This is a genomic window from Flavobacterium sp. (assembly GCF_039932285.1).
Taxonomy (GTDB): Bacteria; Bacteroidota; Bacteroidia; order Flavobacteriales; family Flavobacteriaceae; genus Flavobacterium.
The window spans coordinates 1-20,195 of the sequence record NZ_JBDTQE010000051.1; the positions used below are offsets into that span (position 1 = coordinate 1).

Here is a 20,195-nt window from a genome sequence, read left to right on the forward strand (position 1 = left end):
CGGTTAGCCCACAGCCTGACGAAGGAAGTGCGAGGACTATAAGCGAATAGCACGACCTGACCTTTTTTGGGAAGGTCACGCGCCATTAAAAAATTATATAGTTATACCTAAAAGATCTAACAGACAAAGGTAATTCGTGTCAAATTAAAGTTTAGGAAATAATGTAAAGTATTAAAAATTATTTTCCAGACTTATCTACTTTTGGTCTGAATTTTGCATTGGCTAGTTCCCAAGCAATGCTGAAAGCGAGTTGTGTTCTTTTTGTTAGGGCGTCAAACTCAATTTTTTCTACTTCATCACTTGCTTTATGATAATCTTCGTGTACTCCATTAAAAAGGAATACAGATGGTATATTGTGTTTTGCGAAATTGTAGTGGTCTGAACGATAATAGAAACGATTAGGATCGCTACGATCGTTAAATTTATAGTCTAAATTAAGGTTCACATATTTTTTATTGGCTTCCTCACAAGCATTATATAAATCGGTCGAAAGATAATCGGAACCAATTATATAAACATAATTGTTAGAACTTTTATGATAGTCATCACGACGTCCTATCATATCTATATTAATATCAGTAATAGTATTTGCTAATGGAAATAAGGGGTTGTCTGTGTAATATCTAGAACCATGTAAGCCATGCTCTTCTCCTGTTACATGCAGAAAAAGAATGGAACGTTTTGGACCATGACCTTCATTTTTTGCTTTTTGAAAAGCTTTAGCAATTTCTAATAAGGCTACTGTTCCTGAACCATCATCGTCGGCACCATTATAAACTTCACCATCTTTTGTTCCTATGTGATCATAATGTGCTGAAATAACAAGAACTTCTTTAGGTTTCTCAGAACCTTCTATATAGGCCCAAATATTTTCAGAATCGGGTAGCTTTTCTCCGTATCCATTATTCATGAATGACGCTGGTATTTTTTGATAAAAACTAGTTGCTCCTTTTGGGAATGAAATTCCATTTTTAGTATAAGTTTCTATGAGATATTTACCTGCTTTTTTTTGTCCTTCGGATCCGGTTTCTCTTCCTTCCATTTCGTTTGAAGCTACGATATATAGGTGTGTTCTTAAATCTTCAACTGAAATTGAGTTTATATATTTGGTTACATCTACAGGAGTTTTAGATGTAATTGTTTTTTTGCTAGAACAACCAGTAATTGAAATTGATACTAAGGCAAATAGTAGGATTTTATTCTTCATTAGTGAATGTTTATAAAAGTAAAGACTACAAAAATTAATAATATGAAAGATATAAAAAACATATTTATAAAATACATAAGTAAACTTTTTATAAATGAAATTGTTCTAGTTTCTTCATAAAATCTATGATGTGCTTTAAAAAAATAAATTATAACCCAAATAAATTGAGTAAACAGTAAAAATCCTAAGATAAAATCTACATATTTATTATTTTCTCCAAAGACAAAGGCTAGTAATGCACTAATGATTGTGTATATTAATGATAGTAGTAATAAAAATGAAAAGTAGTGTAATGTAAATATTCCATGATCAAAATAATACCATCTTTTTTTATTATGAAAAAGCCATAAAATTAAAGCAAAAATAGGCATATATATGAATAATATTTTTGGGAAATTATGAAAAAAAGATTCTTTAAATTTTTCATTTAATTCATCAATAGAATATTTTTTGCCAATTTCTATCGTTTTTTTAGTAAACCAGTATCTTATAGAAGGTAGTTTTTCAGAAGATTTACCATATTTTTGTATAGAATCTAATTGTTTTAAGGATTTGTATTTTTTACTACCAAAATAAAAAGCTCTATTTTCTTTTTCTTTAGATTTCTTTATATAATTTATAAGTGTATCAGCCTCTTTTTGGGTTAATCTTCCCTCTTTTTGAAGCGCAATAATTTTTAATTCTTCTTTAGATGCAGTTCGTTTTTTATCATTACTTTCTTTATCATGAGTTATTTCAGCAAGAGATTTTTTAATATTTGCTTTAGTTTCTTCCTTTTCTTTTTTCTCTTTTACATTAATAACATGTGAATCTTCTTTTGGAAAAAGAGATAATGTGAAAAAGGTGACAAAACTGATAAATATATATAATCTGACTGGTGCTAGATAAGAAAGTCGTTTACCAGATAAATACTCTTTTGTTAGTAAAGCAGGGTTAAAAATTAAATATCTAATTGTTTTCCAAAAAGCATTTTCATAATGAGTTAAATCTTCAAAGAAATGTAAAAATAAATGATGAAATGTTTTACGAGTATCTTCATTTTTTTGTCCACAATTTGGGCAAAAAATATTTTCTACGACATGTTTACAATTTAAGCAAGTTTTGTCTTTTCTTATGCTATTTTTACTCATATAAAAAAATTAATCTTCTTCGTTTAATGTATTTGTGTTCGAATAAGTTCGCCATTTTTCGATACATTCTTTCATATCTTGAGGCAATTCGGTATCAAAACGCATAAATTCTTTTGTGGTTGGATGTTCGAAACCTAAAGTCTTTGCATGTAAGGCTTGGCGTGGTAATATTTTGAAACAATTGTCTATAAATTGTTTGTATTTTGTAAAGGTTGTTCCTTTTAGTATTAAATGTCCACCATAACGTTCATCATTAAATAAAGGATGCCCAATATGTTTTAGATGTGCACGAATTTGATGGGTTCTTCCTGTTTCTAATCTACAAGATATAACTGTAATATATCCAAAACGTTCTAAAACTTTATAGTGAGTTATTGCAGGTTTTCCTATTTCTGGGTCGGCAAAAACAGCCATTTGCATTCTGTCTTTTAAGTGTCGTGCCAAATTTCCTTCTATAGTTCCTTCGTCTTTCTGAACATTTCCCCAAACTATGGCAACATATTCTCTTTCGGAAGTTTTATTTTCAAATTGTTTTGCCAAATGCGTCATGGCTTGCTCAGTTTTAGCAATAACTAAAAGTCCTGTGGTATCTTTGTCTATACGATGTACTAATCCTGGACGTTCGCTACTGTTTAGAGGTAAATTCTGAAAGTGAAAAGCCAATGCATTTACTAATGTTCCTGTATAATTTCCGTGACCTGGATGAACAACCAATCCCGCAGGCTTGTTTATAAGCAATAATGCATCATCTTCATAAACAATATCTAACGGAATATCTTCTGGATCTACTCTGTTCTCAAATGGTGGATGTGATAACATAATCGTAACCACATCAAACGGTTTTACTTTATAATTTGATTTTACGGGAATATCATTTACAAAAATATTTCCTGATGTTGCCGCTTGTTGTATTTTATTTCTGGTTGCATTTTCTAACAAATGCATCAAATATTTGTCTATTCTAAGAATAGATTGTCCTTTTGTGGCAACAAACTTATAGTGTTCAAATAATTCTTCGTCTAGTCCGTCGTTGTCGGTCTTTATATCTTCGTTCATTATTGTTTTAAATCGTTTTTAATACTGTCATTTTCAGAATTGTTTAATTCTTCTTCTTCAAAACCTATTTTTCCGTCACCAAGAACCAAATCGACTTTTGTCATTTTCAGCACTTGCTGACCTGCTTTTACAGGCTGCCCGTTCATTTTCATTTCTAATATCATATCTTTTGCAAGATTAGGAACATAACTTGTATCTCCTACTTCAAGTCCTAATGCTGCGAGTGTTGGCACGGCTTGACGATAAGTTTTCTGAATCAAATCTGGAATACGTACTTTCGAATAACCTGTTGAGTTTATTTTTAAGTAAATTACTCTATTTTGTTTTACTTTTTCTCCCGGATTCGGATCTTGTTGTACTATCGATAGTTTCGGATAATCTGCATTATAATCTACCGTATCTAGTAATTCGTAATCTAAATCGAGCTCACTTAGCTTGTCTTCAGCTTGTTCTAGGGTTAGTTTACTCAAATTAGGAACAATAATTTCTTGTCCATGATTTGTGGTAAAACCTATCCAAACGATGAACAAATAAAGTGTTGCACACACTATGGTAATTGCAATAAGTAATTGCTTGATAAATGTAAAACTGAATAAAAATTTCTTGAAACTCATAAAAATGTATTTTGACAAAGATAATAAAATTGTAAAGTGTTTTCATTCGAAAAAAAATGATAATTTTGTTAAGTAATTTAATTCTTTTTTAGATGAATGTAGCAGTGGTTATGGGAGGATATTCTGACGAAAGTGTAATCTCGTTAAGAAGTGGACAGTTAATTTTAAATAATTTAGACAAATCGAAGTACAATATCTTCGAAGTCCACATACTTCCAAACGATTGGTCGGTCATTATTGATGGAGAAAAATACCCAATAAATAAAGCCGATTTCTCTTTTACTAAAGATAATATTACAACAAAGTTTGATGTTGCTGTAAACACTGTTCATGGCACGCCTGGCGAAGACGGACATTTGCAATCCTATTGGGAACTTATGGATGTTGCTTATACAGGTTGTAATTTTTACCAGTCTGCATTAACATTTAACAAACGTGATACTTTATCAGTTTTAACTAAATTTAATATTCCAAAAGCCAAATCGATTTATTTGCGAAAAGGAGATGTTATTGATGGAAGTAAAATAAAAGCAGAACTTGGTTTGCCATTTTTTGTAAAACCAAATCAGTCAGGAAGTAGTTTAGGTGTTTCTAAAGTTGATGTTTTAGATCAATTAGAAAAAGCACTTGAATTTGCTTTTGCAGAAGATAACGAAATCTTGATAGAATCATATCTTAACGGAACAGAAGTTTCGGTTGGGGTTTTAAATTATAAAGGCGAAACCAAAGTTTTAGGTATTACCGAAATACTTTCTCAGAATGATTTCTTCGATTATGAAGCTAAATATTTAGGTAAATCCGAAGAAATCACGCCAGCACGAATTTCAAAAGAAGAAGAATCATTGGTTATTGAATCTGCTAAGAAAATATATGATTCGCTAGGAATGTCTGGTTTCTCTAGAACCGATTTTATTATCATGAACGGCATTCCACATTTTATCGAAATAAATACCAATCCAGGATTGTCACCACAAAGTATATTTCCGCAACAAGCAGCTTATGCAAATATGAATATGAGCGAAATGTTAGATAACGAAATTGCATTGGCTTTGAGTAGAAAGCGAATATGGAAGAAATAGTTAAAAATAAAAAGATATGATATTTTACGGAACAAGATCATCAAATTTAAAAAGCGGAAAAATTAAAAATATTTCTTGTCCACATTGTGCAATAAATACAGATATGAATTATTCTGTTTTTGGTAAATATGCTCATTTGTATTGGATACCAATTTTTCCAATTGGAAGAATAAATGTTGTAGAATGTAACAGTTGTAAATCTACATATGAAATTAAAAATCTTGAGGAATCTGTAAAACAGAAATTTAAGAAAGAGCAAGATTTTAATCCAGTAAAAACACCAATATGGTTTTTTAGTGGATTGTTTATAATCGCAACAATCACAATGTCTGTTATGTATTACAATAACAAACAAGATGATGACGAAAAATTTTTTATTAAAAACCCGAAAGTGGGTGATTTATACCATTTTAAAGCAAGCGAAGGATTTTATTCTTGTATGAAAGTACAAAAAGTTACAAAAGACAGTGTTTTTTGTCTTGCTAATAACATGGAAACAGATCAAGAAACAGGAATTGATGATATTAATATTGATAAAAATTATAGTTCGAAATCAGTTTGGGGTTATTCTAAAAAAGAATTAATAGAATTGATGAAAGGCGAAAAATTTATTTATCAAATAGACCGTAACTAATGAGAAAAGCCATATTTCCAGGTTCGTTTGATCCTTTAACCTTAGGACATTTAGACATTATAAAAAGAAGTATTCCTCTTTTTGATGAAATTATTATTGCGATTGGGGTAAATTCTGAGAAAAAATACATGTTTTCACTAGAAGAGCGAAAACGGTTTATCGAAGAAACTTTTAAATCAGAACCTTCCGTTTCTGTCATTACTTACGAAGGATTAACTATCGATTTGTGCAAAAAACTTCATGCTGCATTTATTCTTCGTGGTCTTCGCAATCCAGCTGATTTTGAATTCGAAAAAGCCATTGCACATACAAACAGAAGATTATCTAAAATAGAAACAATTTTCCTGCTAACCGCCGCAAGCACATCATTTATAAGTTCGAGCATTGTTCGAGACGTAATTAGAAATGGCGGAGATTATAAAGTTTTAGTCCCTGATGCTGTTAGAGTAAAATAAAAATTGTAGTATTCATAAAAACTAACGATTAAACTTTTTCTAACCAACTCTTAAAATCATAAAAGTTTTGTGGCGAAATCCCGTGACCAATAGGATATTCTTTGTACACGTTTTCAATTCCTAAACTATCTAATAAAGGTTTAGCTTTTCTTGCCCAATCTACAGGAACTACTTGATCTACAGAACCGTGAGAAGCAAAAAATGTAAGGTTAGAAAAATCATTATTTTCAAAACCTTCTTTAGCAATTTCGGTATTAAAATAGCCACTCATAGCTACTACTCGTTGTATTTTTTCAGGATAAGATAATGCCACAGCATAACTCAAGATGCAACCTTGACTAAAACCTATTAAAGTTACATTATTAGCATCAATAGGATAATTAGCAACCAATTCATCAATAAAATTAGCTATTAGATCTCGTGAACTTCGAGCCTGATTTAAATCTGAAAATTTCTTTTCATCAGCATCAAAATCAATAGCATACCATGCATAACTTCCATATTGCAAATCGTAAGGAGCACGAGCCGAAATCACATAATAATGATCAGGTAACTCTGATGCAAACGAGAATAAATCTTCTTCGTTGCTGCCGTAACCATGAAGTAATAATAGTAATGGATTTTTCTCTAATTTTATTTTTGGTTCTCTAACGAGGTGATGTAAAGTCATTGTTTTAAATATTTTTTAACCATTTCTGAAAATAATTTCCTAAAAGCGGAATAGGTTTCATTTCTCCTTTTGCTGCTGTTAGCATGCCATACATGCTTAATACGGAAACAAATATCCACATCGAAATGAGAATCATACTGTTGTTGAAGTTTGAGATTATTAAACCCAAACCTATAAAAAGAATAGTAATTCCCAATCCTTGTCGGATATGAAATGAGGCAAAACTATTTTTATTTTCCGAATTTATAGATAAGGCAATTAGTGGGCCAATTAAAATAATATAACTCAATATGGCTGCTGTTTTTCCGTCTTTTTTCTCTTCCATTTTATGCTAAAACTAATTTTTCTTGATTGTAAATTCCGTATATTTTTCCTTTTGTTTTTACACCAAGAAAAGCGGAATTTTTAGATTTTGATAAGATATTTCCTTCTCTAAAGATTGACTCTCCTTCGGGATTAAATAAGGTAATATTTGCTTTTTGTCCTTCAATAATTGAAACAGCTTCTTGACCAAAAACAGTTCTACCAGCGATTAATTTTTCAATAATAATCTCAGTTGGTAATATGGTTTGTAAAGCTCCAAAAGCACTTTCTAAACCAATAGTTCCGTATTTTGCTTTGTCAAATTCCATTTTTTTGTTTTCAATATCAATAGGATTGTGGTCTGATGTAATACAATCAATAGTATGATCTAGAATTCCTGCAATCAATGCTTTTCTATCTTCTTCGGTTCTAAGTGGAGGCAAAACTTTATAACGTGTATCAAAACCTTCAATTGCTACATCGATTAATGTTAAATTATGAACCGAAACGCTACAAGTGACTTGTAATCCTTTGGCTTTAGCATCTTTTATTAATGCAACAGATTTTGCACTAGAAATAGTCGGAATATGTAATTTTCCGCCTGTATATTCTAGGATAAAAAGATTTCTGGCAATGATTAATTCTTCTGCAAGTGACGGAATTCCTTTCAGTCCCAACATGGTCGAAACGATTCCTTCATGAACCATTCCTTTGCCTTTTATAGTATTATCTTGAGAGAATGCGATTACTAATCCGTCGAAATCTTGGGTATATTGTAAACTTAATTTAAGCAAATTTGCATTGTCTAAACTCTTGTTATAATCACCAAAAGCAATCGCTCCCGAATTTTTCATATCAAAAAGTTCTGCCAAATCATTTCCTTCACTTTTCTGGGTTAATGCGCCTATAGGAAAAAGTTCAGTTGCAAAACCGTTTGCTTTTTGTTTTACAAAATTTATTTGTGATTGATTGTCTAATATCGGGAAGGAGTTGGGTTGTAATGCAATTCCTGTAAACCCATATTTTGCAGCTACTTGTAATCCGTTTGCAATCGTTTCTCTGTCTTCAAAGCCAGGTTCGCCAAGAGAAACACTCGTATCAAACCAACCTTGAGAAACGTGTAAATTATCTAATTTTATTTCTTCAAAATCTTCGTTATTTTCAATATTTGAAGCTATTTTTTGGATAATTCCGTTACTAATTTGTATATCCACAACTTGATTGTGCAAAGTGTTTTTAGTATCAATAATTCGTGCTGCTTTGAGTATTAAATTCATTTTACAAATTTTTGTATAAATAGTTCAAGTAGTAAAAATAATAGGGTAAAAATAAGAAACCATTTCCAAACTTGGCTATCGGTTCTGCTTATTTGAATAGTATCAAAAAAGGATTCGATACTAGAAATAACATTCAAATCGGCTAAAGTTTCGTCACTTGGAAGAGTCAGGTTACTTTCTTTTCTGTCAAAATTAAAACTAATATTTCCGATGTTTTTTTTACTTTGAATAACTTCAAAATTCCCTGCTAAAGTTGGATTATCTGCACAAGAAATTTTAATTTTATCGGACATTATTTGTTGTGATGGTATAAATTCTTCTGAAGGATTTCTGATAGAAATAATTTCGTTAGTATTTGTATTGGCTGTAATTAGAAATGGATTGGTATTGCCAATAGTTCCATATTTGACACCATTTTTATCGGTATTCATTGCCATTTTGTAAAAAGTAGGCACAATTAGTGGCGAATTCTGAAAATTACTATTTGTCTTATTTATGGGTGCCGAAAAAACAAATAAGGCACCCATTTGTTTTTGTATGGATGTTAAAAAAGCACTTTGATCATCATAAGTTATCGCTTGTGACGCATTACTTTTTACTACAAATGATTGTAGCGTATTTGGATATTGAAAATTAGTAATTTTCTTCTCAAAAACATTTGAAAATAACGGATTCGAAAAGTTTATTTTAGTGATTTTCTTTTCTTGATTTTGAAGGTTTGAAAACTGAATTTGACCAAAATTATTTAAAAATGAATTTAAATTAGCAATTTCATTTTTTTCTGACGGAATCAAAATGACATTTCCTCCTTTAGCAACAAATGATTTCAAATTAGTCTGCAACGCCACAGGAATATTATCTAATTCGTTTAAGATAATGGCATCTTGTTTGTTCAGTTGGCTATAATCTAAAGTTGTAATTAGTGAATTGGAATAATTAAATTCTGGTTTGGTATAAATTCGGGATAAAAAATCACTTTTTTCGGTTACACCAATACTTAGAACATTCGTTATTTTTGGTTCAGAAATAGAAAAATATAAAGTATTATCGAAAGCCAAACTATTATCATTGATACTTACATAACCATTAAAATCTGCTTTTGGAATCATGAAATTGATGGTTTCTTTGTTTTTTTTGAGATTCAAAATTGTTTTAGCAATTAAATCTTTTTGGTTGTAAACTGAAACAGGAATCGTTTTTTTCTCCTCAAAATTGGAAGAAAATTGAACTGATATTTCGTAGAAATTATCTAAAGTTTGGGCTAAATAAACACTATCTATCGCGATGTTTTTTAGTTGTTCTGCTTCTGGAATAATAAAATAAGTTTTCTCGTTGCTTTTTAAATGATTTTTATTCATTCCAATTGCATCGGTAATGACAACAATATCTTTGTTTACAAAAGTTTTTCTAGATTTTATTTTGGTTAAAGCCGTTTCTAAAGAAAACGGAATGGCGCTATATTTTATGTTTTGTAAATCTTTTTCAATCGCATTTATATTGGTGTTCCAATAATTTTCATCATTAGTAATGATTGAAAAATTACTGTTTTGAGGCGCAAATTCTAATAAATCTTGCACAGCACGTTTTAGCAATTCGCCTTTTTGACCTTTGGCTTGCATACTATAAGAATTATCTAAAACAACAAATAATTCGTTGTTGGTGTTTTCGCTGTCTTTCGCTTTAAAAAAAGGTTGAGCAAAAGCAAAAATCAGAAAAGTAAGTAGCAATAATCGTGTGGCTAACAATAACCATTTCTTTATTTTTGAACTTTTTCGGGTTTGAATAGAGAGTTCTTTAAGGAATTTTACATTGGTAAAATACTCTTTTTTAAAACGTCTTAATTGGAATAAATGTACCAGAATTGGAATAACCAATAAGAAAAGGAAATAGAGAATTTCTGGATGTTTGAATTGCATTTAGTTCGAATGGTTTTTCAAAGATAATTATTTTTTCTTCTTCTTTGCTGCTCTAGTTTTTAAAATATTTCTATTAACAGAAGTTCCTGTTTTTTTCTTGGTTTTAGATGGTCCACCTAAATTTACTTTTTTGTTTTTCTCTGATTTTTCGTGATGAGAAGCGCCACCTTCTAGTTTCACTTTTTTAAGTAAAAACTTCACGACTTCTTTCTCTTTTTCTGGACCAATAAGTAGTTTAGAAATTTCTACTTCTTCTGGTAAATCTAGAATTGCAATTTCTTTGCCCATCAAAACCTCTGCTCCAAATTTTATTTCTTCTTCACGAGGTGCAATAAAACTTATAGCGATTCCGCTTGCATCAGCACGACCAGTACGACCAATACGGTGAATATATTGCTCTGGAAGCTCAGGTGCTTCAAAGTTTATAACGTGTGTAATGTTCGAAATGTCTAGACCACGAGCCATAATATCGGTGGTAATTAAACCTCGCAAGTCGCCTTCTTGGAAAGTTGCCATCGTAGTTAAACGATAATTTTGAGATTTATTAGAGTGAATTACGCCAAACTGGTCTGGAAAATCTGCCTCGATTCTTTCGTGAAGCATGTCGGCAATTTTCTTATTGTTTACAAAAACTAAAATACGTGACATTTCCTCATTTGTGTGCAGTAAATGTTTTAGTAAGTTAACTTTGGTATTAAAATTAGGAACATTATAAGACAGTTGTTGTATTTTTTCTAAAGGAGTTCCAGACATGGCAAGCGAAACTTCTTCTGGAAAATCGAAATAATCGTTCAAGATGGCATCAACTTCATCAGTCATTGTGGCTGAAAATAATATGTTTTGGCGTTTGGTTCTCAACATTGCAAGAATCGAAGTAATTTGAACTCGGAAACCAAGATTTAGCATTTCGTCAAATTCATCAATAACTAATTTTTGTGTGTCATCGAAACGAATTACTGCATCAAGTGCTAAATCCATTACGCGTCCAGGTGTTCCAACTAAAATATCGACACCTTCGTAAACTTGTTTTTTTTGTGTATTTATGTTTACACCACCATATATTCCTAATGTTGAAACGGACATATATTTCGTTAATTTTTCAACTTCTTCTACTACTTGAACAACTAATTCACGAGTTGGAACAAGAATTACAATTTTAGGTGTATTAGTATTCGTAAATGTATATTGTTTTAATAAAGGCAAAAGATAGGCAAAAGTTTTACCCGTTCCAGTTTGTGCAATTCCCATCATATCACGACCAGACATGATTACAGAAAAAGATTTTTCCTGAATAGGTGTTGGTGTTGTTAACTGTAATTCGTTTAATGCTTTTTGTACCGATTTAGGAAGATTAAACTGCTCGAATGATGCCATTTTATTTTATTTTGTGCAAAGGTATTCTTTAAACTTAATATTCATCAATAAATAAGTGTACTTCGTCGGAAAAAAGATATTTTTAATTTAAAATGTAGTATATTAGTCATAGATATTTAAATTTATAAATTATCCTTTTTGAATATGAGTAACAATTTTTCTATTCAACAATTCGAAATATTACTAAAATTATACAAATCGTCTTTTTTGAATTTTGATTCTTTCGAAAATTCACATAAAGTAATGACGAAAGAAATTACTTCTGGGTTAAATATATCTAGAGCAAGTATTTGGGGGTTTGAAAAGGATAAATTAAAATCTAAAATTTTATATGATTCTAAAAGCGAATCATTTATAAAACAACCTGATTTGTTGAAATCTGACATACCAAATTATTTTGATGCAGTTCAAAAAGGAGTAAGTATAATCGCTAATGATGCACAACAGAATAGTTTAACTAAAGATTTGGCAGTCGCGTATCTTATCCCATTAAATATAAAAAGTATACTCAATTTACCTATTTGGGAAAATGGAAAACTTACAGGAATTTTATGTTGCGAACACACAAGTAACAAAGAATGGTCAGAAAATGATATTTTATTTGCACAATCGGTAATAGATTTTTTTATGTTACTTCTTGAAGAAAATAAGAAAAGAATAGCTGAAAAAAAATTATTAGACGGAGAGGATAGATTCAAATTTATATCAGAAAATATTTCTGACGGAATTTATATTATAGAAAATAATGTTTTAGTTTTTGCATCAGCTACTTATTTAAAAATGATTGATTTATCTGAGGAAGAAAAAAGAAATAGTCATAGTATTGATATGTTCGAACTAACTCATCCGGATGATAAAAAAAGAGTTATAGATTGTATTTATGGTGCTGCAAATAAAAAAATATCTTCAACAAAATATGTGTTTAGGTGCCGGAAAAAAAATGGTGAATACATGTGGCGTGAGGATATTATGAATATTCAGTATGACGCATCTGGTCATGCTTTTCGAGCAGTTACAATAGCTAGAGATATCACTCAAGAAAAAGAAAAAGAACTAGAAATAATAAATAAACAAAAAGCAATCGATTTGCAAAATAAATTATTAATAAAACTATACGCAAACACAATCGATTTAAGCATAAAAGAAAAAATAAATTATATAACAATAATTGCTGCCGAAGGGCTTACAATAGATAGAGCAAGTTATTGGGAAATAGAAGGGAATCAATTGGTTTGTAAAAATTTATTTGATAAAATAAAGAATATACATACAAATAATCAAAAGTTAAATATTAGAGAATTGCCTAAATATATTGAAGCAATAAAGAATCAAACGGCAATTATTGCTGATGATGTTCTAACAAATGATGCTACTTCAGAGCTTGTAGATAATTATTTAATTCCATCAGGAATCACAGATATGTTAGATATACCCGTCAGAGAAAATGGAAAGCTTTATGGTGTATTATGTTGTGAACACCGAGATGATCCTAGAGTTTGGAGTGAAAACGATGTTTCTTTTGGGAGATCATTAGCAGATTTTTTAAGCTTAGCAATTGAAGAAGAAAAGAGAAAAGAAATCGAAAAAAGTTTGAATGAAAATCAAGAAAAACTAAGACAAAGCGAATACCAACTCCGATTAATAACAGAAAATTCATCTGATGGTTTTGTTATTATGGAAGATGAAAAAGTAACTTATTTGTCACCGTCTTATGCTAAGTTTATGGGTTATGAACCAGAAACATTAATTGGTATTTCTTCTGATCAAATTTTTGAAGTGATGCATCCAGACGATAAAGAAAGAGCAAAAGAATTTATAGAAAATAATCTTAAGAATAAAATAACCTCTTTCAAATGTGAATTTAGATTTAGACGAAAATCAGGGGAATATTATTGGCGTGAGGATTATGCTAACGTTATATATGACAAAAATGATAAAAAGAGTAAATATTCTAAGTATATCATCATATCTAGAGACATTCATGAACGGAAATTGATAGAAAATAAACTAATAGATAGTGAACAACAATTGAGGTTAATTACCGAAAATACTTCCGATGGTGTGTTAGTAATTGAGAGCGGAAAATTGACTTACATATCGCCTTCCTATATAAAATTACTACAATACCCAAAAGAATATTTTGAAAATTTTACTACAGAAGATATTTTTAATAATTTTCATCCTGATGACATAAAAATTGTAAGGCCTTACATTGAATATAACTTGTCTAAACAGAATACTGAGCTTAAATACGAGTTTAGATTTAAAGACTCGAGAGGACAATATCATTGGCGTGAAGATTCAGCAAATGTAATATATGATAAAAATGGTAAAAGTTCTAAGTATATAGTTATAACTAGAGATATTTCGGCAAGAAAAGAAGCCGAAAGAGAAAAAAACAGATTATATGAAATAACTGTAAAACAAAATGAAAAGCTAATAAAATTTACTCATATTGTTTCGCACGATATACGTTCGCACACCAGTAATTTAAGCATGATTCTCGATTTGTTTGAAGATACTAATGATCCAAACGAGCAAAAAGAATATTTCGATATGCTTAAGCAAAGTACAAATAAACTTTCGGACACCATTTTTTATCTAAACGAAACCGTAGCTGTACAAAGTGGAGAGAAAAACGAAAAAATAAAACTGAATTTAAAAGCCGAAATAAAAAAAGCAATACTAGGAATAAATGCTATTATTCTTACAAATGATGCCGTAATAAATATAGAAATAGACGATGAAATAGAAATAATTGCTACACAATCTTATTTAGAAAGTATTATTTTTAATATGCTTACTAATGCAATTAAATATAAATCGACTACTCGAAATCCAATAATAAACATAAATGCAGAAATAATTGAAAATCGAACAAAATTAACCATTCAAGATAACGGAATAGGAATAGATTTAATAAAAAATAAGGATAAAGTTTTTGGAATGTATAAGACTTTTCACGGGAATCCAGACGCAGTGGGACTTGGACTTTTTATGGTAAAAAATCATATAGAATCTATGGGAGGAAGAATAGAAATAGAAAGCGAGTTAGACAAAGGAACCACTTTTAATATGTATTTTGTATGAAAAAAGTAAATCTAACCTATATTGTAGATGACGATAAAATTTTTATTTTTGTATTAAAGAAATTATTAGTCAAAAATGAGAGTTTTGATCAAGTTCTCGATTTTAAAAACGGAGAAGAGGTTATAAAAATGCTTTCCGATAAGAATAACATATTACCAAGTATCATTTTATTAGATATAAATATGCCAGTTATAGATGGATGGCAATTTCTTGAACAAATAGAGAAATTACCAAATAAAAATAAATTAAATATCTTTATTATGTCATCTTCTATAGATAAAAATGATATAGAAAAATCTAAATCATTTTCGACAGTAAAAGATTTTATTTCAAAGCCTATAAATAATGATAAATTAAACAAGCTTATTGAAAATATTTAGAGAGATTTAATTTTCTTCTTCTTTCTTAATTATTTTCCTCGCAACTTCAATTTTGAATTTTTTGCCTTTCATTTTTTCGTCACGAATATTTTTTAGCAAATCGTTTACTTTTTTAGATTTTACGGCTGCAAAAGAAATAAAATCTTTTACTTCAATCAGTCCTAAATCGCCTTTTTCTAGTTTTCCTTTTTGAGAAAAGAAACCTACAATATCTATTTTGTTTAGTTTTGTTTTCTTTCCTCCAGAAATGTAAATTGTCTGGAATTCAGGTGATTTAGGTAACGAAGTCGAATTTCCTACATTCAAAGCGGCCATTTTATAATCTATATAATCTAGTTTTTTCTCACTTTCGTGTATCAAAATATAAGAAGTTCCAGAAGCTAGCATTCTAGCAGTCCGTCCGTTTCTGTGTATAAATTCGTCTTCTTTTGCAGGTAAATGATAATGAATAACATGTTTCATTTCGGGAATATCTAATCCTCGAGCAGCTAAATCAGTAGTAATTAAATAACTCACACTTCCATTTCTAAATTGGATTAAGGCACGTTCTCGTTCGTCTTGATCCATTCCGCCATGATAATACGTGGCATAAATTCCTTTTTCGTTTAGCGTGTCACTAATTCTCTCGGCAGCATCACGATGGTTACAAAAAATAATAGCTGATTCAGATTTTAAAGAACAAATTAAATTAAATAAACTACCAATCTTATCCTTGTCTTTAGAAACTACCATTTTCATCGAAAGATTTGTTTTTTCTTCTTCCGTGGGAATAAAATCTAAAACAGTTGGATTGATAACTCGTGTGTATTTCGGGATTTCAATATCAGATGTAGCGGAAACTAAAACTCGTTTGTTTAATTTGGGTAATCGATTAATTATAAATGACATTTGCTCATGAAAACCCAATTGTAGGGATTTATCAAATTCATCTAATATTAAGGTTTGAATAGTATCTACACTAAAAGTTCCTCTGTCTATATGATCTGCAATTCTACCTGGTGTTCCTATAAGAACTGCTGGTGGATTACTTAGGTTTTTTATTTCGGTATCAATAGAATGTCCGCCATAACAAACATTTACCTTATATGAAGTTCCCATTTTTTTCCAAACCTGTTCAATTTGCAAACCTAATTCTCGTGATGGAACTAAAATTAAACATTGTACTGAAGTTACATTTTCTTGCAACATTTCGAAAATTGGCAACAAAAAAGCTAATGTTTTACCCGAACCTGTAGGAGAAAGCAATAAAATATTATTATCGTTCAAAATAGCATCTTGAGCAACTTCTTGCATTTCGTTTAGGCTTTCGATACCTAAATTAAGTAATATATTATTGGAATGGTGATTGTTATTCATTTTGCAAAGATAACTTTTCAATTACCAATTGCGAATTATGAATTACTATTTTTTTGAAATCATTTCTTCTTCTTCAAATAACAATTTGATGTTTTCGTATGAATTTTTTAATGCTTCTTTTATTTCATTAGGATTAAGCCAAGCAACTTTCTCTATTCCTTCTTCAATTTGACCCGTTGGAGTTCCTTCGAAATCGGTTTTCATTTCGTACCAATGCGTTATTTTTAATTTATATTTTCCGTTACGCTTAAAGATGTGATAGGTTTTTTGCAGTTTTCCAGTAATGGTAAGACCAGTTACGCCAGTTTCTTCTTCTACTTCACGAATGGCGGTATCTTCAATTAGCTCCCCCTTTTCAATTCCGCCTTTAGGTAAATCCCATTTTCCATTTCTAAAAATAAAAAGAACGGCACCATTTTTGTTATAAACCAATCCGCCACCAGCTTTATTAACAGGGATTTTAGCCTTAAGGGTTTTTATAATCTCTTTTTCATCAGGATGATACAGATAAGCTTGCTGTAATTTGTTCTGAAAAAAATTGATTATAATCTGATTAATATCGGTACTTTCTAACAAGAAGAATTTAAAATCAGTTTCTTTTTTGATTTCATTTGTTAGAAAAAGTGGCTTGTCGTTCACAAAAACTTTATACATTTGTACTATGATTTTTAATAAAGATACTGCTAGCAAAACTGCTGAATTGCTTTTACAAATAAATGCAATTAAATTGAATTCTGAAAATCCTTTTACATGGGCTTCAGGATGGAAATCTCCTATTTATTGTGACAATAGGATAATTCTCTCGTTTCCAGCGATAAGAAATTATATTCGCGACGAATTTTCTAAAAATATCGAAAAACAATTTGGTAAACCAGATGTTATTGCAGGAGTTGCTACAGGCGCAATAGGGATTGGTATTCTGGTTGCTCAGGAATTAGGAGTTCCTTTTGTATATGTGCGCCCAGAAGCAAAAAAACACGGAAGACTCAATCAGGTAGAAGGTTTTTTACAAAAAGGTCAGAATGTAATTGTCGTAGAAGATTTAATTAGTACAGGAAATAGTAGTTTACTTGCTGTAGAAGCGCTTCGTAATGAAGGAGCTAACGTAAAAGGAATGGCAGCTATTTTTTCTTATGGATTTCAAGTAGCTACAGATAATTTTGCCAACGCAAATATCGATTTGTATACACTAAGTAATTACGAAAGTCTATTAGAATTCGCTGTTGCTAAAGAATACATTACAAGAAACGAGCAAGATTTGCTTCAAGAATGGAGAAAAAGTCCATCTGAATGGAATGTTGAAGTTTAAAAAAAGGTTAATCGTTTTTCGGAATGAGCAAAATCTAACAATCTAAGAAGTCTAACAATCTAACAATCTAATAATGAATTTAGAAAGCCAAAAAGTTACTGTACAAAAAAGTGCTGAATATATTTTTAATGAATTAAGTCAAGTTAAAAATTTCGAAAAATTAATGCCTGATAATATTGCAAAATTTGAAGTGTTAGATGAAAATGCTTTTATTTTTGGATTAAAAGGGATGCCAGAAATCAAACTTAAAATGAAAGAGAAAAATGCCAATTCTCAAATCGTTTTAGGTGCAGCAAGTGATAAATTACCGTTTACATTAACTGCAAATATTAAAGAACTTGCTTCAGATGCTACAGAAGTACAATTGCTTTTTGATGGTGAATTTAATGCTATGATGGCCATGATGATAAAAGGACCAATAAGTAAGTTTATTGAGACTTTGAGTGAAAATATGGTTAAATTGTAATCAATAAGATTTTAAAACAAATAACAAAAAACTTCTGAATTTTTCAGAAGTTTTTTGTTTAATAAATCATCGTAATTTCTTTTACTTCAAAATATCTTACACTATCATCTTCTAACAAAACTTCTAGTTGTCCGTTGCGAGTTACACTATTTATAATTCCCATAAATCGCAGTTGGTTTGCATCTTCAAAAAGAGTTGGTTTACCTTTTTTAAACAAATAATTTTCGTATTCTTTCCAAAAAGAATTAATCTTATTGTTTTTTAGTTTCTCAACGTTGTTTTCAAGTTTAGTAACAATATTTTCTAGAATAGTGTCAATATCAAAATCTTGATGCATAATATTCTTTAAAGAAGAGGCTTTTGGTAAATTTCCGAAGTTGGTTTGGTTTACATTCAATCCAATTCCTACGATAGATTCTATTTTTCCGTTTTCTTTAATACTATTTTCTATAAGTATGCCAGAGATTTTTTTATTTTCTGACATAATGTCGTTAGGCCATTTTATATTCAAAAGGTTAATCTTTAGCTTATTTAACACTTGAATAACACTCACAGTAACAATAATATTTAGATTAAAAATTTCATTTATACTAGTAATGCTTTCCTTTATTAAAATACTGGTTATTAGATTTTTATTGTCTTCTGAGGCCCAGTTAGAACCCATTTGTCCTTTGCCTTTTGTTTGGTATTTTGCAGTAACAACGGTATAATTTTCTAAGCTTTCTTTTTGTGATAATCCTTTTAGGAAATCATTAGTAGAATCTATGGCATCGAGTTTGATTAACTTCATAGGTGGTTTTTTATAACTATATTACAATTAACATTTATTTACCACCAAAATAAGCACAAAAATGAATAACTTTGTAAAAATATTTTAAAAATTAGATGGCTAAAAAAGAAATTAATAATGATGTTTTGTTAGCAAACATTATCAAGGGAATAGAAGAAGTAAAAGGTAACGATATAACAATTCTTGATTTAAGAGCATTAGAAAATACAGTTTGTGATTATTTTGTAATTTGTAACGGAAATTCGAATACACAAGTAAATGCAATTGTAAATTCTATTCAGAAAGTAGTTTCAAAAGAACTAAAAGACAAACCTTGGCACGTAGAAGGATCAGATGTTGCGGATTGGGTTCTAATGGATTATGTTCACATTGTAGTTCATGTTTTTCAAAAACATATTCGTGAATATTATGACATTGAAAGTCTTTGGGGTGATGCAAAAATCACAACTATTGAAAACAAATATTAAATAAAGTATTTATGTCTAAAGAGATAAAAAAGAATAATTTCAAGTTTAATCCCTGGTGGATTTACGGTGTTATTACAGCTATTTTCATTACTATGTGGTTTTCTGGTCAATCTCGTTGGGTTGAACCTACAAAAACTTCAGTGTCCAAATTCTATGAGTATTTGAATGCAAATCAAGTAGAAAAAGTAGAAATTGTAAACGATAAAACAGTCGAAGTTTATCTAAAAAAAGAAGCTTTAGCTGAAAAAGTGCATTCAAAAATACCTAAACTGGATTTGTTACAAAAACCAAATCTTGGACCACATTACACTTTTCAAATTGCTAATAATTCTGAAAATTTTCAAGCAAAATTAGATGAAGCTCAAAAAGCCCATAAGTTAAACTCATTCGAATATAAAACATCAAGTGAATGGACAGATTTAGTAGGATTCTTGCCTATTATTCTGCTTATTGGTTTTTGGATTTATATGATGCGACGTATGTCAGGCGGTGGTTCTGGCGGAGGTGGCGGTCAGATATTTAGTATCGGAAAATCTAAAGCAAAACTGTTTGATGAGAAGACAGATATTAAAACAACTTTCAAAGACGTAGCTGGATTAGAAGGCGCAAAAGAAGAAATACA

21 protein-coding genes are annotated in these 20,195 nt (G+C 30.1%); 9 read left to right on the forward strand and 12 right to left on the reverse strand.

Annotated elements, in window-relative coordinates:
• Window positions 1-178 precede the first annotated feature (178 nt).
• Genes ABI549_RS09850 through ABI549_RS09865 form a run of 4 tightly spaced genes read right to left on the reverse strand, consistent with a single transcriptional unit; the run spans window position 179 to window position 4,007 of the window.
• Complete coding sequence (locus tag ABI549_RS09850; RefSeq protein WP_348076288.1) at window positions 179-1,207, reverse strand: M28 family metallopeptidase; 1,029 nt, start codon at window positions 1,205-1,207, stop codon at window positions 179-181.
• Window positions 1,207-2,337, reverse strand: a complete 1,131-nt coding sequence (locus tag ABI549_RS09855) for a DUF3667 domain-containing protein (RefSeq protein WP_348076289.1) — start codon at window positions 2,335-2,337, stop codon at window positions 1,207-1,209. The genes ABI549_RS09850 and ABI549_RS09855 overlap by 1 nt, the downstream gene beginning before the upstream one ends.
• 9 nt (window positions 2,338-2,346) lie before the next feature.
• On the reverse strand, window positions 2,347-3,393 hold the full coding sequence (locus ABI549_RS09860; protein ID WP_348076290.1) for an RluA family pseudouridine synthase: 1,047 nt from the start codon (window positions 3,391-3,393) through the stop codon (window positions 2,347-2,349).
• Window positions 3,393-4,007, reverse strand: a complete 615-nt coding sequence (locus ABI549_RS09865; protein WP_348076291.1) for a PASTA domain-containing protein — start codon at window positions 4,005-4,007, stop codon at window positions 3,393-3,395. Before ABI549_RS09865 ends, ABI549_RS09860 begins: the two co-directional genes overlap by 1 nt.
• A 92-nt stretch (window positions 4,008-4,099) precedes the next feature.
• Here ABI549_RS09865 and ABI549_RS09870 point away from each other — a divergent pair, with 92 nt between their 5' ends.
• Genes ABI549_RS09870 through coaD form a run of 3 tightly spaced genes read left to right on the forward strand, consistent with a single transcriptional unit; the run spans window position 4,100 to window position 6,175 of the window.
• Window positions 4,100-5,086: a D-alanine--D-alanine ligase gene (locus tag ABI549_RS09870; RefSeq protein ID WP_348076292.1), complete on the forward strand. Its 987-nt coding sequence runs from the start codon at window positions 4,100-4,102 to the stop codon at window positions 5,084-5,086.
• Window positions 5,087-5,102: 16 nt separating this feature from the next.
• On the forward strand, window positions 5,103-5,720 hold the full coding sequence (locus ABI549_RS09875; RefSeq protein ID WP_348076293.1) for a zinc-ribbon domain-containing protein: 618 nt from the start codon (window positions 5,103-5,105) through the stop codon (window positions 5,718-5,720).
• Window positions 5,720-6,175 carry a pantetheine-phosphate adenylyltransferase gene (gene coaD / locus ABI549_RS09880; protein ID WP_348076294.1) on the forward strand — a complete coding sequence of 152 codons (456 nt, stop codon included), beginning with the start codon at window positions 5,720-5,722 and terminating at the stop codon, window positions 6,173-6,175. The genes ABI549_RS09875 and coaD overlap by 1 nt, the downstream gene beginning before the upstream one ends.
• A gap of 28 nt (window positions 6,176-6,203) precedes the next feature.
• Here coaD and ABI549_RS09885 read toward each other — a convergent pair whose 3' ends face one another.
• From ABI549_RS09885 to ABI549_RS09905, 5 genes are read right to left on the reverse strand one after another with little or no spacing between them, the layout of a single operon-like run.
• Window positions 6,204-6,845: an alpha/beta fold hydrolase gene (locus ABI549_RS09885; RefSeq protein WP_348076295.1), complete on the reverse strand. Its 642-nt coding sequence runs from the start codon at window positions 6,843-6,845 to the stop codon at window positions 6,204-6,206.
• 4 nt (window positions 6,846-6,849) lie between these two features.
• On the reverse strand, window positions 6,850-7,170 hold the full coding sequence (locus ABI549_RS09890; protein WP_348076296.1) for a hypothetical protein: 321 nt from the start codon (window positions 7,168-7,170) through the stop codon (window positions 6,850-6,852).
• Window position 7,171: 1 nt separating this feature from the next.
• On the reverse strand, window positions 7,172-8,425 hold the full coding sequence (locus ABI549_RS09895) for a dihydroorotase (protein ID WP_348076297.1): 1,254 nt from the start codon (window positions 8,423-8,425) through the stop codon (window positions 7,172-7,174).
• Window positions 8,422-10,341 (reverse strand): BatA and WFA domain-containing protein, encoded by a 1,920-nt coding sequence (locus ABI549_RS09900; RefSeq protein ID WP_348076298.1) that lies wholly within the window; start codon window positions 10,339-10,341, stop codon window positions 8,422-8,424. The genes ABI549_RS09895 and ABI549_RS09900 overlap by 4 nt, the downstream gene beginning before the upstream one ends.
• Window positions 10,342-10,368: 27 nt before the next feature.
• Entirely contained in the window at window positions 10,369-11,715 is a 1,347-nt protein-coding gene (locus ABI549_RS09905; protein ID WP_348076299.1) for a DEAD/DEAH box helicase, read from the reverse strand.
• 144 nt (window positions 11,716-11,859) lie between these two features.
• Between ABI549_RS09905 and ABI549_RS09910 the strand changes: the two genes are divergently transcribed.
• Together ABI549_RS09910 and ABI549_RS09915 are read left to right on the forward strand one after the other, a co-directional pair.
• Window positions 11,860-14,805, forward strand: a complete 2,946-nt coding sequence (locus ABI549_RS09910) for a PAS domain-containing protein (RefSeq protein ID WP_348076300.1) — start codon at window positions 11,860-11,862, stop codon at window positions 14,803-14,805.
• Window positions 14,802-15,185, forward strand: coding sequence for a response regulator (locus ABI549_RS09915; protein ID WP_348076301.1), 384 nt, complete (start codon window positions 14,802-14,804; stop codon window positions 15,183-15,185). The genes ABI549_RS09910 and ABI549_RS09915 overlap by 4 nt, the downstream gene beginning before the upstream one ends.
• A 6-nt stretch (window positions 15,186-15,191) precedes the next feature.
• On the opposite strand, the gene ABI549_RS09920 is transcribed toward ABI549_RS09915, so the two are convergent.
• Together ABI549_RS09920 and ABI549_RS09925 are read right to left on the reverse strand one after the other, a co-directional pair.
• A complete protein-coding gene (locus ABI549_RS09920) occupies window positions 15,192-16,541 on the reverse strand; it encodes a DEAD/DEAH box helicase (RefSeq protein WP_348076302.1) in 1,350 nt (449 codons plus the stop codon).
• Window positions 16,542-16,586: 45 nt separating this feature from the next.
• On the reverse strand, window positions 16,587-17,195 hold the full coding sequence (locus ABI549_RS09925; protein ID WP_348076303.1) for an NUDIX domain-containing protein: 609 nt from the start codon (window positions 17,193-17,195) through the stop codon (window positions 16,587-16,589).
• Between the two features lie 7 nt (window positions 17,196-17,202).
• On the opposite strand from ABI549_RS09925, the gene pyrE reads away from it, so the two are divergent.
• Both pyrE and ABI549_RS09935 read left to right on the forward strand, forming a co-directional pair.
• Window positions 17,203-17,850 (forward strand): orotate phosphoribosyltransferase, encoded by a 648-nt coding sequence (gene pyrE / locus ABI549_RS09930; protein WP_348076304.1) that lies wholly within the window; start codon window positions 17,203-17,205, stop codon window positions 17,848-17,850.
• A gap of 73 nt (window positions 17,851-17,923) precedes the next feature.
• Complete coding sequence (locus tag ABI549_RS09935) at window positions 17,924-18,316, forward strand: SRPBCC family protein (protein ID WP_348076305.1); 393 nt, start codon at window positions 17,924-17,926, stop codon at window positions 18,314-18,316.
• Between the two features lie 58 nt (window positions 18,317-18,374).
• Here the strand turns inward: ABI549_RS09935 and ABI549_RS09940 are convergent, their stop codons facing one another.
• Window positions 18,375-19,106: a biotin--[acetyl-CoA-carboxylase] ligase gene (locus ABI549_RS09940; protein ID WP_348076306.1), complete on the reverse strand. Its 732-nt coding sequence runs from the start codon at window positions 19,104-19,106 to the stop codon at window positions 18,375-18,377.
• A gap of 95 nt (window positions 19,107-19,201) precedes the next feature.
• Between ABI549_RS09940 and rsfS the strand changes: the two genes are divergently transcribed.
• Window positions 19,202-19,573 (forward strand): ribosome silencing factor, encoded by a 372-nt coding sequence (gene rsfS, locus ABI549_RS09945; RefSeq protein WP_011962763.1) that lies wholly within the window; start codon window positions 19,202-19,204, stop codon window positions 19,571-19,573.
• A gap of 11 nt (window positions 19,574-19,584) precedes the next feature.
• Window positions 19,585-20,195 (forward strand): ATP-dependent metallopeptidase FtsH/Yme1/Tma family protein (locus ABI549_RS09950; protein ID WP_348076307.1); only part of this gene is annotated, 611 nt, incomplete at its 3' end.